We start from the raw sequence: 17,945 nt of genomic DNA, 5'->3' as shown, positions 1-17,945 counted from the left end.
ACGGAAGTGACATCCAACTGCTGTCCTCTACTCAACACTGCCTCACCCGCAGCTCGCAGGCCGGGGGGCGCACTCCCACCCCAAACATTGAAGATCCATCAAATTTCTATTGACTCTTCACGAATATTGAGTAGAGTGACGTGGGACACGCCCTGAAGCAGTCCCCCTTCCTCGGTCACATCCCGAACCTCACACCACATCCGCGCCCAGCCGCGCGGACCCATCCCTGGAGGTCGAATCATGTCCGTTTCCTCATACAGTGGATCCTCCGCCGGAGTCACCCGGCAGTACGCGCCCTACGTCCAAGCGGACTGGGGCTACGCCAACCACTGGTACCCCGCCCTGATGTCGCACGAACTCGAAGACGGTACCGCCAAAGGGATCACGATCGGCGGTCACGACATCGCCCTTCGTCGCTCCGCCGGCAAGACCTACGCCGTCTCGGACCGGTGCATCCACCGTGGAGTCAAGCTCTCCGCAAAGCCGATGTGCTTGTCCGAGGGCACAATTACGTGCTGGTATCACGGATTCACCTACGGTCTCGACGACGGAAGCCTGACCACCATCGTCGGCAATCCCAACGACTCGCTGATCGGCAAGGCCGGTATCCGCACCTATCCTGTCGAAGAAGTCAACGGCATCATCTATGTCTTCGTCGGCGACCAGGACTACGGCACGCCACCGCCCCTCGAGTCCGACCTTCCCATGCGAGTAGCCAACGATCCCAACAACTCTCCTGTTCCTCACCTTCTCGACGACGGCATCGTCATCCGAGGCATCCACCGCAAACTCGTCGGCAACTGGCGACTCGCCGCGGAGAACGGGCTCGACCCGGGACACCTGCTCGTGCACTGGGACAACCAGATCCTCGTCGCGCTCGACCGCGCCCTCCCGCTCGGCGTCAACGCCCTGACGGACACGGCGACCGAGGAGATCGACATCGAGAACGGCCCGAAGGGCGTCATGAACCGGTACGACCGGCCGGATCTGTACGAGCCCGTTCTGGCGAACCCCAAGGTCAACATGAAGGCTCGCGGTACCGTGCCGCACTACTTCCGCACGTCCCTGTGGGTACCCGGTGTTCTCATGGTCGAACACTGGCCCATCACCGACCACGTCCAGTACGAGTTCTACGTGCCCATCGACGACCACCACCACGAATACTGGGAGGTCATCGTCACCCGCGCGAGCACCGACGACGAGATCGCCGAATTCAACTTCAAGTACGACAACTTCATGTTGCCGCTGGCGCTGGAGGGATTCAACAACAGCGACGTGTTCGCACGCGAGGCCACCGAGGAGCACTACACGCGCTTCGACGGATGGAACAACGAAGTCCTCTGCGACATGGACTATTCCATCATCGCGTGGCGCAAGATGGCCGCCCGTCACCCGCGCGGCTTCTTCGAATCCCCCTACGAGGACGAGGACTGACCGATGTCGCTTTCTCCGACCGAAATCCGGCCCGGCACCTCAGCAGGTACCGGCCACTGCGTACGCCTGAACTACGCCGACGTCACGAAGGAAATCGTGGTCCCTACGGGCTCCACCGTCCTCGAGGCAGCGGAGACCGCGGGGGCACGACTGGTGAACCAGTGCCGGATCGGCACCTGCGGAACATGCGTCGGCCGGGTCAGGACCGGAGAACTGGCGATGGCGGAGGGGCGCGTCTACCCACTGCGCTCCGACGAGATCGGTGAGGGCATGCGACTGCTGTGCCAGTCCCATGCCCTCGCCGAGACCGACGTCGACCTCGACTATCCGGCAGCCATGCTCGACGACCATCCCGTCGTCGCGACCACGGTCAAGGTCGCCGGGCTCGATCGGCTCGCCGACACGGTCGTCGAATTGGTCGTACGGCTGCCGAAATCACCCAGATTCTCATTCCGCCCCGGCCAGTACGTCAGGTTCCGCATACCCGGAACCGCGGAATGGCGTTCGTACTCCATGGCATCGGGTCAGCGGCACAACCGGCGCCTGGCGTTCACGATCCGTCTGCTCCCCGACGGCGCCATGTCCGACTATCTGAGGAATCGGGCGGCTGTCGGCGACGAGCTCGAAATGGAAGGCCCCTTCGGATCTTTCGGACTCGATGAGGACTCTCCCGGCCCAGTCCTGATGATCGCCGGCGGAACCGGACTGGCCCCGATGCTGTCGATGCTCGAAACCCTGCAGACGGCGCGCGAACGGCACCCGATCCGACTCGTCTTCGGGTGCGCCCGGATGGCGGATCTGTTCCATCTCGACGAGATCGAGGCGCGCCGCGGCTTCACCACCGGACTCGACGTGCGGGTCGTCGTCGACGAACCCACCGATCGGTCCGGGATTCTCACCGGAAACCCGGTGAGTGTCCTCACCCCTGAGGACGTCGCGGACCCGCGATCGTCCGCGTACCTGTGCGGCCCGCCCGCAATGCTCGACGCCGCGCACGAACGCCTGCAAGTGCTCGGCATGCCCCGCGACCGGATCCACTCCGAGCAGTTCCTGCCGAGCTGATCGAGTCCCGCCGTATTCGAACCACTCCAGCACAGATTGCGAATCACATGAGCATTTCGAGACTCGGCGCGCTCAGCGTCGACGTAGCCGATCTTCCAGCCTGGCAGCATCTCCTCGTCGATCTGCTCGGCCTCCAGACACAGCCCCGTGCGAACGAGAACGATCCCCTGCTGATCCGCATCGACGACCACCGGTACCGGATCGCGCTGTATCCGGCCGCCGAGGACAGGATTCGAGCGATCACCTGGGAGGTCGACAGCCCGGAGGAACTGCGCACGCTCGCCGATCGTGTTCGCGCCGAGGGCATCGACGTCGAATGGGCGCCGGAAGCGGACCCCGAATCCCGCAACGCGGTGGCCTCGTTCCGTTTTCTGGACGCCGACGGTTTCCCGAACGAGATCTGCTTCGGCCCGACGATCGACCACGAGCCCCTCCGGCCCGGCGGTGTCATCAGCGGATTCGTCACCGGAGAACTGGGCCTCGGACACGTCGTGCTGATGTGCCGGAAGTATCCCGAGGCGGTCGACTTCTACACGCGCGTTCTGGGATTCGACCTTTCGGACTACATCGTGTGGGACGGCGCCGATGCGACGTTCCTCCACTGCAATCCGCGCCACCACAGTCTGGCCCTGATGAACGAGTGTTTCGACTTCAACGGCGGGGACTTCAATCACCTGATGATCGAGGTGGCCTCTCTCGACGACGTAGGCAGGGCCTACGACCGGATCAACGCCGCCGGCATCGACCTCAAGATGACCTTCGGCCGACACACCAATGACGGCGTCACCTCGTTCTATCTGTCGACCCCGTCCGGCTTCGGCATCGAGGTCGGCTACGGCGGGGATCTCGTCGAGGATGGCTGGGTCGTCAAGACCTATCGCTCACCGTCCCGGTGGGGGCACGAGCCGCAGAAGGCCGGTCGGCAGTGATCGATACCGAAACCACCTATACCGCAGCAGGTTCGAGCACCGAGACCGTCGAGAGGCTACTGCGCCGCATCGATGCCCGCGACCGGGAGATCAAGGCCTGGGCGTTTCTCGATCCCGACCTGGCCCTGGCCCAGGCACGCGAGCGGGACCGCACCGCACCGGTCTCGACGCTGCACGGCACACCGGTCGGCATCAAGGACATCATCGAGACCGCCGATCAGCCGACCACCTACGGCTCGGAGCTGTGGCAGGGTCATCGGCCGCCGAAGGACGCACACGTCATTTCCCGCCTCCGGCAATCCGGCGCGGTGATCCTCGGCAAGACCACGACCACCGAGTTCGCGACGTACCGGCCGACCGCCACCCGCAACCCACACCACCTCGAGCATTCACCGGGGGGATCGTCGAGCGGTTCCGCGGCCGCGGTCGCCGACGGCCAGGTCCCTCTCGCGCTGGGCACCCAAACCGCGGGATCCGTGCTGCGTCCCGGCGCGTTCTGCGGCGTGTACACGCTCAAACCCACCTACGGGCGGTGGCCGTTCGACGGCGTCCTGCCGGTCGCACTGACCTTCGATACAGTAGGCGGATTCGCCCGCCACCCAGCACTGCTCGGCCACCTCGATCGGCAACTCCGCAACGACCACGCGAACACGCCCCTGCCCGGCCTGCCGGGACTCCGCATCGGAGTGCTGCGGCCTCCGTGGGCGAACCGGGCCAGTCCGGCGGCCGCGGCGATGCTCGAGCGCATCGTCGTCGATCTGCGCAGCCATGCCGCAGAGGTCGCCGACGTCGACGTTCCGGATCACCTCGCTGCGATCGACGAGGCACACACGCTGATCATGGCCGCGGAGGCATCGGCCGCCCTCACCGACCGGATCTCGCGCCCCACCGGCACGATCAGCGACCAGCTCGTGCGGTTCCTGGCCGCCGGCCGTGACGCCTCGGCCGGTGACATCCAGAACGCCCGGGCGGCCCTGCGCGAAGCACGGCATTTCGTCGCCACGGCGCATGCCGGGTTCGATGTGCTGCTCACCCTCGCATCGCCGGGAGAAGCACCCCGCCTCGACGCCGGCACCGGCGATCCGGTGTTCAACAAACTGGCCAGCATCGCCGGGACCCCCGCGATCGGGATGCCCACCGGGAGGGGCGAACACGATCTACCCCTGGCGATACAGCTCATCGGGCCCGCACACAGCGACCGCGGCCTCGTCGACATCGCCTCGTATTTGACGGACCGGATCGGCATCGCCCAGCGGTGCCCCCTCCCCGAGGAGCGCCGATGACCACCTCGACGGACATCCCGACACGACACCTACCGTTCGACGCGGAACGACGGGAGATGTACGAGGCCGCGTGCGCGCGACTCGATCCGAACCGGTTCCGCGACCTGCTCGTCGCGCTGATCGACATCCACAGCCCGACCGGGCGGGAACGGCCGGCGTCCGAGTTCATGGCCGACTACCTGCGCGGGACGGTCGGGATCGACGCCCGGTACCAGCCGGTGAGCGAGCACACGGGGAACGCGCTCGGTGAACACCGCGGCAGCGGCGGCGGCAGCAGACTGCTGCTCTACGCGCCGATCGACACGCACATCGATCCCGAAGCAGACGTCCCCTGGGTCGGACCCGAACTGCGACCGGACATGATTCCCCGGGCCGTTGTCGACGGCGATCTCGTCATCGGACTCGGCGCCTCGAACCCCAAGTGCATGGTCGCAGGACTGACGGAAGTCGCGCACGCGGTCGTCGAGGCGGGAATTCCCCTTCGGGGCGACCTGACGATCGGGTTCGCAGGCGGCGGGATGCCGGTGTCCATGAGCGCTCGCGACAACGTCGGAATGAGCAGCGGGGTCTTCCACCTGCTCACACACGGGGCGATGCCCGACCATGCCGTGGTGTTCAAGCCGTGGTGGGCGGTCTACCCGGAGGAACCGGGGATGTGCTGGTTCAAGGTGTCCGTCCGCGGAACCTTCGGGTACGCGGGAATCAGCCGGGGAACACCGGGATTCCGTTCGTCCATCGTCCCGGCTGCCACCGTCGTCCAGGAGATCGAAGCGTGGCTTCCCGAGTACACCGCACGCAACACGTCGGGATCGACCCTTCCGGAGGGCTGGATCTCGGCGATCCGATCCGGAAATCCGGACAAGCCGGCGTTCCCGTCGGCCACCACCGAGATCTTTCTCGACGTGCGCGTGAACCCCCGGACCACCCCCGCGGACGTGCGCCACCAGTTCGCCCGGCTGATCGACCGGATCCGGGCTGCACATCCCGACTTCGAACTCGACTGGGACATGTACGGCTCACTGCCCGGTGGCGCCACCGACCCGGAGAATTGGATCATCCAGTCCTGCCGTCGCGGCTGGGAGGAGGTCGAGGGCCGCCCGTACGAATCGACTCCCCTGCTCGGCGGGCAAACCGACGGCACCCTCATCCGCAGACTCGGCGTTCCCTGTGCCCGTATCGGTTATCCCTGGCCGCCGGCCGCCGCCCCCGCCGAACTGAACGAAGGCCTCGGCGGCATGGGCGTCGCCTCCGTCGGCGACGTGATGACCGCGGCACGCGCCGTCGTGTACGCCGTCGTCGACACCCTCACTCGTACCCGAGAGGAACTCGAACTGTGAACAAGGTTCTCAACATCGTGCCCGTTCCGGTACCGCCGGAGGCGTTGGGCGCCTTTGCCGCCCAGATTCCGCCCGCGATCGTGTTTCCGGGCTTCGAGAACGTCTTCGTCTGCGCCCAGGCCGGCGGCACGTCCCTCGACAGCGCCTACGAGACGACTCTGGCCGACGCGTTCGTGCTCGAAGCGGGCTGTCGCGCAGAAGAACAGGGCTACGCGGCGGTGTGTGTCAACTCGATGAGCGATTCCGCTCTGGCCGCACTGCGCTCACGGTTGACCATTCCGGTGGTAGCCCCCAGCCAGGCCTCGATGCTTCTCGCCGCACTGCTCGGCAAGAAGTTCTCGGTGGTGACGATGTGGCCGCAATGGCACGAACTGTACTTCAAGGCTGCCCGCGAACACGGCCTGACCGCGAAGCTGGCGTCGGTGCGCGACATCGGGGTACCGCCGAATGCAGCCGAACTTCTGGCCGGTAAGGAGGATTTCGTGTTCGAGGCGCTCGAACGGGAAGCGCGGGCAGCGATCGACGAGGACGGTGCGGACGTCATCATTCTGGGTTCGACGACCATGCACCAGAGCCACGCCTACCTCGAGAGGGTTCTCGACGTCCCGGTGCTCAATCCCGGTGTCGTGGCGTACAAGATGTGCGAACTCCTCGTCACGACCGGTCTCTCGCACAGCAAACGCGCCTACCCTTCCCCGAGCCTCGTCCAGGACGGGCTCCTGTCCGCTGTCCGTCCCCCGGTCCTGCAGAACTGAACGGAAACGATCATGACGAACGTCGCCAATCCCGAGATCGGACATAGCCTGCGCACAGGCACGTTCGACACCAACTACCACGACGTCGGCACCGGCGACCCGGTCCTGCTGCTGCACGGCTCCGGGGCGGGTGTCTCCGCCTGGGCGAACTGGCGAGGACTCATCCCCGTGCTGTCGAAGGGATTCCGTGTCATCGCACCGGATCTGGTGGGGTTCGGATACACCACGCTGCCCGACCCGGTGCGGTTCTCGATCTTCGATACATGGATCGACCAGATCATCGGCCTTCTCGACCACCTCGGCATCGAGAAGGCGCACGTGGTCGGCAATTCGTTCGGTGGCGGGCTGGCCCTGCACCTGGCGACCCGGCATCCCGACCGGCTCGACAGGATCGTGCTGATGGGCGCAGGCGGTGTGCAGATCGAGTTCACCGACGAACTCGACGCCCTGTGGGGCTACACACCGTCGGTCGAGAACATGAAGCGCATCATGGACATCATGGCGTACGACCGGTCACTCGTGACCGACGAGCTCGCCGAACTACGCTACCGTGCGACGATCCGGCCCGGCGCCCAGGAAGCCTTCGAACAGGTCTTCCCGGCGCCGCGGCAACGCTGGCTGGACGCCCAGATCGTGCCGGACGGCGAACTCGCCGCGATCGAGCACGAAGTCCTGATCCTGCACGGCCGCGAGGACCGGGTGGTACCGCTCGACGCCTCCCTCCACATGTTCCACACCATTCCCAATTCGCAGCTCCATGCATTCGGCCGCTGCGGGCACTGGACCCAGATCGAACACGCCGAACGATTCCACCGGCTCGTCGACGGGTTCTTCCGCGAAGGCCTCACCGCGTAGCCTTCCACCCTCCCGGCGCACGGGCGTTGATGCCGCATCGTGGCCGGAAATCCTGGCGACTGGAGAGAATCCATGACGATCGCAATAGTCGGTGCCGGCATCTCCGGGCTGTGCACCGCCAAGCTACTCACCGAGTTCGGATTCGATGTCACGGTGTTCGAATCCGCCCCCGACATCGGCGGGGTATGGAGCCGCACCCGGCGGTATCCCGGGGTGACCACCCAGAACAACAAAGGGACGTACCGGTTCTCGGACTTCCCGATGCCCGACGAGTATCCCGAATGGCCCACCGGCAAGCAGGTCCAGGCCTATCTGCACGACTACGCCCGCCGGTTCGATCTGGAACGCCTGATCCGGCTCGGTCACGCGGTGGAATCCGCCGACCTGGACGAGACGGCCGGAAGATGGACCCTGCGAATCCGCGAGATCGGCACGGGTGCCACCGCCGAAACCGAATTCGATCATCTGATCGTCGCGAACGGCATCTTCTGCGACCCATTCGTCCCCGAATACCCCGGCCTCGACGAATTCGTCGCGGCGGGGGGCCGGGTGTGCGCGGCATCCGATTTCAACGAACTGTCGGACGCGGTGGGCAAGGACATCGTGGTCGTCGGATACGGCAAGTCCGCGTGCGACATCGCCGAAGCCCTGAGCGAGGTGGGCCGGTCGACGACCGTGGTGGCCAGGGAAGTCACGTGGAAGATGCCTCGTCGGCTGGCAGGCGTGCTCAACTACAAGTACCTTCTGCTCACCCGGCTCAACGAGGGACTGTTCGAACACCACCAGCAGCGCGGATTCGGGCGGTTTCTCACCGGACCGGGCCGCTTCCTGCGCGACGGTCTGCTCAACGCGGTCGGCGCCGTCACGAGGCGCCAGTTGATCCTCGATCGTGTCGGTCTGGTGCCGCCGGGCCCGTTCGAACGCATCGTCCGGCACGCGGTCGGTCTCGCCACCGAAAACTTCTACGAGAAGGTCCGGGACGGCATCATCGACGTCCACCGCGGACAGGTCATCGCCGGCCTCCACGAGAAGGACGGCAGGCCGACCGTCGAACTCTCCGACGGCACGGTCCGCGCGGCCGACGCGGTCGTGTGCGCCACCGGATTCCGCCAGCACGTCCCGTTCCTCCGCGGAGACCTGCAACGGCGCCTCACCGACGAGGACGGAAACTTCGAGTTGTACCGGCAGATCCTGCCTCTCGACGTTCCACGGCTGTTCTTCGTCGGCTACGGTTCCTCCTTGTTCAGTCCTCTCAGCGCCGAAGCCGCCGCGATGTGGGTCGTCAGTTATCTGACAGAGCACCTGGATCTCCCGCCGGAGGCCGAACGCAGTGCCTTCGCCAGAGAGCGGCTGCGCTGGATGATCGATCGGACCGAGGGCAAACACGCGCGGGGGACGAACATCATCCCGTTCTCGCTGCGCCAGGTCGACGAAGTGCTCGACGAGATCGGCGTGAACGTCGGACCGCTCGTCCGATTCCGCCAGTGGCTGCTCCCTGCCGATCCCGGCGCCTACCGCGCGTCGACCGAGAAGCTGCGCCGCCGAATCGGCGAGGCGTCGGTGCGACGGCCGGTGCACCGCACACCGGCACGCTGACGGGACGATCCGCGGCCGCCCGGGGCCCGGCCGGATCTCGAGCCGCAGTCGGTGTGCGGTTCGAGATCCGGCCGGAGCTACAACAAGCCGGTGAGCCGGCGCGATCCCTCGTGCAGGAACCGCAGTTGTTCCGGGTCGGTCGGCGAGACGCGCAGCGGCGACCCCTGCAGGCACAGACCGCCGACCACCTCGGCCGCGTGGTTGCGGATCGGCACGGCCAGCGCGGACCGCCCCAGCCGGCATTCCTGGTTCTCGAAGGCGTGGCCCGCCAGTTCCGCGCGGGACAGTTCGACGCGCAGCAGCTCGGGATCGCAGACGGTGTGCTCGGTCAGGCGGCGCAGCTCGAGCCCGACCCCGAGTGCCGGGTTGTGCGCGAGCATCACCTTCCCCAGCGCATTCGCGTGGAGGTTCTTCGCGAGCAGCGCGATCCCGACGATCTCGTGATCGGGATCCTGGTCGACGAACCGCAGCCGGCCACCGGCGAACGACGCCACGTGCAACCCGAACCGGGTGTGCGAGCGTAGATCCTCGACCGTGTCGTGCAGGGTCGGCGACGGGTCCGTCGCGACCGCGGCGCGGGACAGTTCGGCGGTGCGCCGGCCGAGCGCGAATCCCGACAGGTCCGGCACCCGAACCAGGAATCCGTCCGCGACGAGCAGATTGAGCATGCGGTAGGCGGTGGTCGGCGCGACCCCCGCGAACCGGGCAATTTCCTTCGCGGTCGCACCGGGTCCGAGGTGCGCGACCGCTTCGAGCATGACCAGTGCCTTGCGCACCGCCTTCGGCTGCTGCCCGCCGAATCCCACCGCGGAGTCGACGTGTGCGGTCATGCCCCGAACCCCGCACCGGATTGCGCGGTCACGACCTGGGGCCGGCCGTCGTCGCCGAGCACAAGTTCACCGGAACCCGGTAGCAGGTCGGTGGTCTCGATGCTGTCGAACGACCCCATCGTCGTGAGGGACTCGGGCCGCCGTCGTCTCAACAGCCAGGCCCATGCGGTGCCGGACACGCCGACGATCAGCACCGCGACCGGCATCGCCCACAGTCCGTGCGTGATGCCGTCGAGCACCAGATATCCGAGCAGGCCCGCGCCGACGGCGGCAACGCCGGCCGACAATGCGGTGGTCGACGGAGCGTCCTCCCCGATCCGTCGCAGGAACCGAAGGCACGACACCGCGAGCAGTGTGTAGGCGGTGACGATCGCGACTTCGACGAAACCGTCGAACGGTGTGGAATCCCCCACGAACACCAGCAGATACACCCACGCGCCGATCGCGCTCGCCAGCGTGAACCAGCCGACGGCGACGTACGGGGTGCGCAGCCGATCGTGGATCCGCGACAGCGACCTGGGCACGGTTCCCTCGATGCCCATCGCCAGCAGCAGGCGGGATCCGGCCTGCGCGCATCCGAGGGTGGAGGCGAGCCACGAGCAGGTCACCCCGATCTTCACCGCGATCACCATCCCGAGGCTCGCCCCGGACGCGGTGCCGTCGAAGTAGGCCGCGACGACCGAGTCGGCGTGCCCGGACATCGCGGCCCAGCCCGCGAAGACGAACACGGCCCCGCACACCACCGGGGTGACGAGCACGGCACGCGAGACGGTCGTCAGCGGCCGCCTCGCCTCCGCTCCGAAGAACGCGGCGCTCTCGAAACCGGCCATGCTGAACACGACCGTCATCGCCAGGAACGGCAGCGTCCCCGATACCGCAGGGCCACCGCCGGTGCCGTCGAGGTCGGGTCCGGCGAGCATCAGGATGCCGATCAACACGAGCGAGCAGGCCTCGACGAGGAGGATCGCGCGGGTCGCGAATCGCACCCCGCGCACGGTGATCACCGCGACCGTCCCGGCGACCAGCGCGGCCGCGAGCAGCAGCGGTCCCGTGCCCGGCAGCTCGATCCCCAATGCGGTCCCGATCCCGAGAAGGCTGACGGCGGAGTTCGCGAGCACCGAGATCGAGATGCCGAGATAGGCGAGCAGCAGTGCCGCCCCGACGGTCAGGGTCGCGCGGCGCGAGAGCCCGTGGAAAGCGAAGCTGTACAGCGAGCCTGCGGCGGCGAGGCGTCGCGTGAACTGGGTGATGCAGTAGGCGACGGCGACCACGACCGCGGTGGTCCCGAGGATCGCGGCCAGACCGCCGAAGCCGGGTTCCGCCGAGACGATCCAGGCGGCGATGAAGATCATCCCGGTCGCCGGCGCGACGGTCGACAGCGACTGCCCGATCAGGTCCACCTGGGACAGCTGCCGTCGGCCGAGCGCCCGTAGCGGCGAGAACACCGGCGCCGCGGCAGGTTCGGTGTTCCAGGATCTCGCGATGGCGGCGGCGAGCGCGCCACCGATCCGCGAACCGCCAACTCCCCGCCTGCCGCTGCTCACCGGGCCACCGTTCCCTTCGTCGGCCCGTCTCGAACCGGGCACCGGTGTGACGGTAGGGATCGATTGTTGCCGCCGCGTTTCGACGACGGTGCGCTCCGCGCCGGCGGCGATAATCGGAGCATGGCCAATTCGCCCTCCGGTGACTCGATTCTCGACCGCGTCGTCCGCATCCTCGAATCCTTCGACGACACCCAACCGGCGCTGACCGTCAGCTCCCTGTCGCGCCGGTCCGGTATCCCGCAGGCGACGATGTATCGGCTCGTGGGCGAGATGGTGCAGCACGGCATCCTCGCGCGGGAACCGGACGGCAGGGTGCGGTTGGGCCTGCGCCTGTGGGAACTCGTCGCGCGCAGCTCACCGGCGAAGGATCTGCGTGAGGCCGCTCTGCCGTTCCTGCAGGACGTGCAGTCGGTCGTGCATCAGCACACGCAGCTCTCCGTGCTGCGGGACGGTGAGGTTCTCGTCCTCGAGCGGCTCTCGTCGTCCGGCTCGGTGATCAACCAGGCCTCGGTGGCCGGCCGGTTGTCTGCGCACGACACGTCGATGGGCATGGTCATGCTCGCGTTCTCCCCGGCCGAGGTGCAGGAGGAGTATCAGCGACTCCACACCGACGTGGATATTCGATTCTCCGCTGCGGCAGGAGATTTCCGTCGCGCGCTGGCGGAGATCCGGCGCCGCGGATTCGCGAGCTACGACGGCGTCCTCGACGACGGCACCACGGGGATCTCGGTGCCCGTGGTGGATCGGGCCGGGCAGGCTGTCGCGGCACTCGGGGTGGTGGTTCCCACCGGGGTCGCCCAGAGGCAGGCGATCATCGCGGTGCTCATGGCCGCCGCCAGGGGCATCGCCCGCGCGGCGGGGGAAGAGCCCCCGGGACGGACCACCTCAGATTTTCTCGTTCAATGAGAAGGCCTGTTCGTTTCGGGTGAGAGCCACACCACACTTGCGTTCGTCCCTGAGCATCCCGCCCCGAAAAGGAACATCCATGAGCGCACCCCGCACGACCGTCACCACGCAGGTCGGCATCGTCGGCGGCGGCCCCGCCGGGCTGATGCTCTCGCATCTGCTCGCCAAGGCGGGCATCGACAACATCGTCGTCGAGAAGCGCGATCACGAGACCATCCGCACCACCCACCGTGCGGGCATCCTCGAGCACGGATCGGTGAAGCTGCTCAACGACAGCGGGGTCAACGGTCGCGTCCTGTCCGAGGGCCACCGGCACGACGGCATCGACCTGCGGTTCGGCGGCCGGAGCCACCGCATCGATTTCCAGGACCTCGTCGGCGAGTCGGTGTGGCTGTACCCGCAGAACGAGGTGTTCGTCGACCTCGCCGCGGCGCGGGAACGCGACAGCGGCGACGTCCGATATTCCGTCCGCGACACCGAGGTCCTCGACGTCACCACCGACACCCCGAAGATCCGCTTCACCGAGGCCGACGGCACCGAGGTCGAGATCCGATGCCGCATCCTCGTGGGCGCGGACGGATCACAGAGCATCTGCCGCCGGGCGATCCCGGCGGATGTGCGCTCCGACCACTTCATCGAGTATCCGTTCGCCTGGTTCGGCATCCTCACCGAAGCACCCCCGAGTGCTCCCGAACTGATCTACGCCCGCTCCGAGCACGGATTCGCGCTGATCAGTCAGCGCAGCGAGACCGTGCAGCGCATGTACTTCCAGTGCGACCCGGCCGAGGACGCCTCGGCCTGGACCGAGGAGCGCATCTGGGACGAGCTGCAGCGGCGGGTGGAGGGCCCGGACGGCCTGGAGCTGAAGCGCGGCAGCATCTTCGAGCAGATGGTTCTGCCGTTCCGCTCCTACGTGTGCGAGCCGCTGCGGCACGGAAACCTCTTCCTCGCCGGCGACGCCGGCCACACCGTCCCGCCGACCGGCGCGAAGGGCCTGAACCTCGCACTGGCGGACGTCGGCCTGCTGTTCCACGCCCTCGACTCCTTCTTCTCCGCCGGATCGAGCACGCTGCTCGACGCCTACAGCGAGACCGCGCTGCGGCGGGTCTGGAAGGCCCAGAACTTCTCGTACTGGATGACCTCCATGCTCCACACCCGTTCCGATGCAACCCCATTCGAGCGTAAGCGGTCCCTCGGCGAGCTCGCCGCAGTCACCGGTTCCCGCTACGGGCAGCAGTACCTCGCCGAGGGGTACACCGGCTGGCCCGACAACTGACGCCGGATCGTCCCCGTCCCTCCCACTTCGACACGCGAGGTTCCCGTGCTCCATCTGCCACCACGGTTCATCCGCCCCGAGGGCGTGCACCCACCCCTGGACTTCCCGGACTACCGGACCACCGCCCTGCGCCGGCCTGCACAGCCGCTCACGCTGATCCCCCAGCGCCTCGGCGAGCTGACCGGTCCAGTCTTCGGAGAGGACCGGGTACACGACGGCGACTCCGACCTGACCCTCGCCAACGGCGGCGAGGCGGCCGGCCAGCGCATCATCGTCCACGGCCGCGTCCTCGACAGCGACGGCAAGCCCGTTCCGCACACCCTCGTCGAGGTGTGGCAGGCCAACGCCGCCGGCAGGTACCGCCACGTGAACGACAGCTGGCCCGCCCCCCTCGACCCGCACTTCAACGGTGTCGGCCGTTGCGTCACCGACGCGCAGGGCGAATACCGTTTCACCACCGTCAAACCCGGCGCCTACCCGTGGCGCAACCACCACAACGCGTGGCGGCCCGCGCACATCCACTTCTCCCTGTTCGGTACGGCGTTCACGCAGCGGCTCGTCACCCAGATGTACTTCCCGGACGACCCGTTGTTCTTCCAGGACCCGATCTACAACTCCGTGCCGGCCGAGGCGCGCCACCGCATGGTCAGCGCCTTCGACTACGACACCACGGTCGACAACTGGGCCCTCGGGTTCCGCTTCGACATCGTGCTGCGCGGCAGCGAGGCCACCCCCTTCGAGGAAGAGGAGGACGACGATGAGTGACTTCGCTCCTCGTTACGCCGTCACCCCCGGCGACCAGAGCACCGCCACCTTCGGCCCGACGCCGTCCCAGACTGTCGGACCGTACTGGAAGATCGGCCTCGACTGGGGCACCGACGGCGAGAACGTCGTGCCCGCAGACACTCCCGGCCGCGTCACCGTCCACATCACCGTCCTGGACGGTCACCGCGAGCCGGTCGCCGACGCGATGATCGAAACGTGGCAGGCCGACACCGACGGCCGCTACGGCACAGACGGTTTCCGGGCCTTCGCCCGGAGCGCCGCCGACGACGACGGCACCGCCGTCGTCCACACCGTCAAGCCCGGATCCGACGGCGAGCAGGCGCCGCACCTGCTGGTCGGGATCTTCGCGCGCGGCATGCTGGACCGCCTGTACACGCGCATGTACTTCCCCGAGGACCTCGCGGCGCACGCGACCGATCCGGTGCTCGCGGCCCTGCCCGAGCCGCAACGCGCCAAGCTCGTCGCCGACAAGTCCGACGACGGCTACGAGTGGACGGTGTACGTTCAGGACCTCGATCCGAACGGTGCGGAGACACCGTTCTTCTCGATCTAGACGGGAGCTGCGTTGTCCGAGCCGGCACGATCCGACCACACCCGCGGGAGCTTGTTCGACCCCGTCTTCGGGGCCGGGGATCTCGCGCCGATGTTGTCCGATCGCGCGTGGCTGACGGCCCTGCTCGACGTCGAGGTGGCGATCACCCGCGCCGCCCGGCACCACGGCCGCGCCACGGCGGACGACGTCGCGGCCGTCGCCGCGGCGGCCGGGGAGATCGCCCGCGAGCTGGACCCCACCGAACTCGGCAGGCTCTCCGCTGCCGGGGGCAATCCGGTGATCCCGCTGGTGAAGATCCTGCGGGAGCGTGCCGACGCCCCGGCCGGCGCCGTGCACGTCGGTGCCACCAGCCAGGACGTGCTCGACACCGCACTGATGGTGCTGGCCCACAAGGCGGGCCGGCACGTCGTCACCGACCTGCGGACCGCGGCCGATGCCGCGGCACGGCTCGCATCCGCGCACCGCGACACTCCGATGGTCGCCCGCACTCTGGGCCAGCAGGCATTGCCCACGACGTTCGGGGCACTCGCGGCGACCTGGCTCGTCGCGCTCGACGACGGCGTCACCGAACTCGAGCGGGCACTCGAGATGCTGCCTGCCCAATATGGCGGGGCGGCAGGTACTCTCGCCGCGGTATACCCCGACGGACCGGCGTTCGCCGACACGCTCGCCGACCTGCTCGGTCTCGCCCGGCCGGTCGTGCCGTGGCACACCGCGCGCACGCCGATCACGCGCCTCGCCTCCGCGCTCGGTGTCGCCACCGGCTCGGTCTCGAAGGCCGCCACCGACGTGGTGCTCATGGCCACGACAGAATTCGGCGAGGTCAGCGAGGACGCACCCGGCGGGTCCTCCGCGATGCCGCACAAACGCAACCCGGTCGCGGCGATCACCGCGCGGGCCGCCGCACGCCGGGTGCCCGGCCTGGTCGCGACCGCACTCGCCGCCGCGGACCACGAGTTCGCCCGCGCCGCCGGGGCCTGGCACGCGGAGTGGGAGACCATCACCGATCTGATCCGGCTGTCCGGCGGTGCCGCACATCAGCTTTCGGTGAGCCTCGGCGGGTTGCACGTGCATCCCGACGCCCTGGCCCGCAACCTCGGGCTGACGGGCGGTGCGATCCTCGCGGAGAAGGTCACCGCGGCGCTGGCCGAACACACCGACGATGCCCGCGACATCGTCACCGCCGCGGCGGTGGCCGGCACCCCGCTCGACCGCGACCAGTCGATCACCGGGCATCTCGGCGCCGACCGGGTGCGCGAGCTGCTCGACCCCACCCGCTATCTCGGTCACGCCGGCGATCTGGTCGACCGCGCGGTCGCCCGCCACGAGACAACGAAAGGACCGGCATGACCGTCGCTCTCCACTACGAACAGCACGGCGATCCCTCCGCGCCGCCCGTGCTGCTGCTCGGGTCGCTCGGTTCCGACCTGTCGATGTGGGAGCCGCAGATCGCCGCGCTCTCGCCTCTCGCACACGTCGTCGCTGTCGATCACCGCGGGCACGGCAAGTCACCGGTCGCCGACGGGCCGTACGCGATGGACGACCTCGGCGGCGACGTCGTCGCGGTGCTCGACGCGCTCGGTCTCGACTCCGTCCACGTCGTGGGCCTCTCACTCGGCGGCGCCGTCGGGCAGTGGCTCGCCGCCCGCCATCCGGCACGGGTACGCACGCTCACGCTGCTGTGCACCTCCGCAGCGTTCCTTCCGGCCGAACCGTGGCGGGACCGGGCAGCGACCGTCCGCGCCGAGGGGGTGGCCTCGATCGCCGAGTCGATCGTCGGCCGCTGGTTCACCCCCGAGCTCGCCGGCCGCGACCGCGCCCTGATCACCCGCCACGTCGCGATGGTGTCGGCGACGAGCGGCGAGGGCTACGCCGGCTGCTGCGAGGCGCTCGCGACATGGGACGGACGCGCCGACCTGGACCGGATCGTCGCGCCCACTCTCGTCGTCGCGGGTGCGCAGGATCCGGCGACCCCACCGGAGGTGATGCGGCAGCTCGCCGACGGTATCGCCGGCGCCGCATTCCACATCGTCGGTCCCGGCGCGCATCTGGCGAACGTCGAGCAGGCCGGCCGGATCACCGCCCTCGTCCGGGAGCACATCACCCGCGCGACCCCCGCCGGTGCGCAGCGCACCGCCGCTTTCGAACAGGGCATGCGGGTGCGGCGGTCGGTGCTCGGCGACACCCACGTCGACCGGGCGATGGCGGCGGCAACCGAGATCACCGCGCCGTTCCAGGATTTCATCACCCGCACCGCGTGGGGCGACATCTGGGCCCGGCCCGGCCTGGACCACCACACCCGCCGGCTGCTGACCCTGGCGATTCTCACGGCCGTGGGCAACGAGCACGAACTCGACATGCACATCCGGGCAGCCCTGCGCGCCGGGATGAACCCGGACGAACTGGTCGAGGTGTTCCTGCACACCGCCGTCTACGCGGGTGTACCCAACAGCAACCGGGCGTTCGCGCTCACCAAGGACGCGGTTGCGGACGGGGAAGCACCGTCGCACGTGCAACCCGGACCGGCGGACGATTGACGTCCTCCCCGGCCTGAAGGCTGGGGATTCCTGCCAGCGCCGGCGGCGCTCTCGGTGGGTTCCTGTTTCATCGAGTCGTGCTCCCCGCTAGGCGGGCAGGCTTACCGTCTCTCCGCAGGCGTTTAACCTCTCCGCCCGTCCGGCGGCGAGGACGTTGACGGCGGCATTGCGATCGCGGTCGTGCACAACCCCGCAGGGACACGACCATTCCCGCACCGACAACGGTTTCTTCCCGTCGACACGCCCACAGGCCGAGCACGTG

The 17,945-nt window shown here is 68.2% G+C and carries 17 protein-coding genes; 14 read left to right on the top strand and 3 right to left on the bottom strand.

The features are described 5' to 3' along the window. The first annotated feature begins 240 nt into the window (after positions 1-240). From RZ1_RS06450 to RZ1_RS06415, 8 genes are all read left to right on the top strand, one after another. On the top strand, positions 241-1,434 hold the full coding sequence (locus RZ1_RS06450; protein ID WP_072810274.1) for a Rieske 2Fe-2S domain-containing protein: 1,194 nt from the start codon (positions 241-243) through the stop codon (positions 1,432-1,434). Positions 1,435-1,437: 3 nt separating this feature from the next. Further along, positions 1,438-2,496: an FAD-binding oxidoreductase gene (locus RZ1_RS06445; RefSeq protein ID WP_072810273.1), complete on the top strand. Its 1,059-nt coding sequence runs from the start codon at positions 1,438-1,440 to the stop codon at positions 2,494-2,496. Between the two features lie 47 nt (positions 2,497-2,543). Beyond that, on the top strand, positions 2,544-3,425 hold the full coding sequence (locus tag RZ1_RS06440) for a VOC family protein (protein WP_072810271.1): 882 nt from the start codon (positions 2,544-2,546) through the stop codon (positions 3,423-3,425). Beyond that, positions 3,422-4,708 (top strand): amidase, encoded by a 1,287-nt coding sequence (locus tag RZ1_RS06435; protein ID WP_072810269.1) that lies wholly within the window; start codon positions 3,422-3,424, stop codon positions 4,706-4,708. The genes RZ1_RS06440 and RZ1_RS06435 overlap by 4 nt, the downstream gene beginning before the upstream one ends. Next, positions 4,705-6,045 (top strand): M20 family metallopeptidase, encoded by a 1,341-nt coding sequence (locus tag RZ1_RS06430; RefSeq protein WP_072810268.1) that lies wholly within the window; start codon positions 4,705-4,707, stop codon positions 6,043-6,045. The genes RZ1_RS06435 and RZ1_RS06430 overlap by 4 nt, the downstream gene beginning before the upstream one ends. Beyond that, positions 6,042-6,800, top strand: coding sequence for an aspartate/glutamate racemase family protein (locus RZ1_RS06425; protein WP_072810266.1), 759 nt, complete (start codon positions 6,042-6,044; stop codon positions 6,798-6,800). The genes RZ1_RS06430 and RZ1_RS06425 overlap by 4 nt, the downstream gene beginning before the upstream one ends. 12 nt (positions 6,801-6,812) lie before the next feature. Continuing rightward, a complete protein-coding gene (locus tag RZ1_RS06420; RefSeq protein ID WP_072810264.1) occupies positions 6,813-7,655 on the top strand; it encodes an alpha/beta fold hydrolase in 843 nt (280 codons plus the stop codon). Positions 7,656-7,727: 72 nt separating this feature from the next. After that, the gene (locus RZ1_RS06415; protein ID WP_072810262.1) at positions 7,728-9,251 is read left to right on the top strand and encodes a flavin-containing monooxygenase; all 1,524 of its coding nucleotides are present in this window, start codon (positions 7,728-7,730) and stop codon (positions 9,249-9,251) included. A 77-nt stretch (positions 9,252-9,328) separates the two neighbouring features. On the opposite strand, the gene RZ1_RS06410 is transcribed toward RZ1_RS06415, so the two are convergent. After that, positions 9,329-10,081 (bottom strand): IclR family transcriptional regulator, encoded by a 753-nt coding sequence (locus tag RZ1_RS06410; protein WP_072810260.1) that lies wholly within the window; start codon positions 10,079-10,081, stop codon positions 9,329-9,331. Then, positions 10,078-11,625 (bottom strand): APC family permease, encoded by a 1,548-nt coding sequence (locus RZ1_RS06405; RefSeq protein WP_238071929.1) that lies wholly within the window; start codon positions 11,623-11,625, stop codon positions 10,078-10,080. Before RZ1_RS06405 ends, RZ1_RS06410 begins: the two co-directional genes overlap by 4 nt. A 120-nt stretch (positions 11,626-11,745) precedes the next feature. Between RZ1_RS06405 and RZ1_RS06400 the strand changes: the two genes are divergently transcribed. From RZ1_RS06400 to pcaDC, 6 genes are all read left to right on the top strand, one after another. Beyond that, on the top strand, positions 11,746-12,531 hold the full coding sequence (locus RZ1_RS06400) for an IclR family transcriptional regulator (protein WP_072810620.1): 786 nt from the start codon (positions 11,746-11,748) through the stop codon (positions 12,529-12,531). Between the two features lie 79 nt (positions 12,532-12,610). Next, positions 12,611-13,807, top strand: a complete 1,197-nt coding sequence (locus RZ1_RS06395; protein ID WP_072810259.1) for a 4-hydroxybenzoate 3-monooxygenase — start codon at positions 12,611-12,613, stop codon at positions 13,805-13,807. A gap of 45 nt (positions 13,808-13,852) precedes the next feature. After that, positions 13,853-14,572: a protocatechuate 3,4-dioxygenase subunit beta gene (gene pcaH / locus RZ1_RS06390; RefSeq protein ID WP_072810257.1), complete on the top strand. Its 720-nt coding sequence runs from the start codon at positions 13,853-13,855 to the stop codon at positions 14,570-14,572. Then, complete coding sequence (gene pcaG, locus RZ1_RS06385) at positions 14,565-15,146, top strand: protocatechuate 3,4-dioxygenase subunit alpha (RefSeq protein ID WP_072810255.1); 582 nt, start codon at positions 14,565-14,567, stop codon at positions 15,144-15,146. Before pcaH ends, pcaG begins: the two co-directional genes overlap by 8 nt. A 12-nt stretch (positions 15,147-15,158) precedes the next feature. Further along, a complete protein-coding gene (locus RZ1_RS06380) occupies positions 15,159-16,496 on the top strand; it encodes a lyase family protein (RefSeq protein WP_072810254.1) in 1,338 nt (445 codons plus the stop codon). Continuing rightward, the gene (gene pcaDC / locus RZ1_RS06375) at positions 16,493-17,683 is read left to right on the top strand and encodes a bifunctional 3-oxoadipate enol-lactonase/4-carboxymuconolactone decarboxylase PcaDC (protein WP_072810252.1); all 1,191 of its coding nucleotides are present in this window, start codon (positions 16,493-16,495) and stop codon (positions 17,681-17,683) included. The genes RZ1_RS06380 and pcaDC overlap by 4 nt, the downstream gene beginning before the upstream one ends. A gap of 87 nt (positions 17,684-17,770) precedes the next feature. On the opposite strand, the gene RZ1_RS06370 is transcribed toward pcaDC, so the two are convergent. Further along, a partial coding sequence (locus RZ1_RS06370; RefSeq protein WP_139281782.1) for a zinc ribbon domain-containing protein occupies positions 17,771-17,945 on the bottom strand: 175 nt, incomplete at its 5' end.

Origin of the sequence: Rhodococcus zopfii NBRC 100606 = JCM 9919, assembly GCF_001895025.1 — a bacterium.
Taxonomy (GTDB): domain Bacteria; phylum Actinomycetota; class Actinomycetes; order Mycobacteriales; family Mycobacteriaceae; genus Rhodococcus; species Rhodococcus zopfii.
The sequence above is the reverse complement of the archived record's forward strand: the minus strand, read 5'-3'. Positions and strand labels throughout refer to the sequence as shown.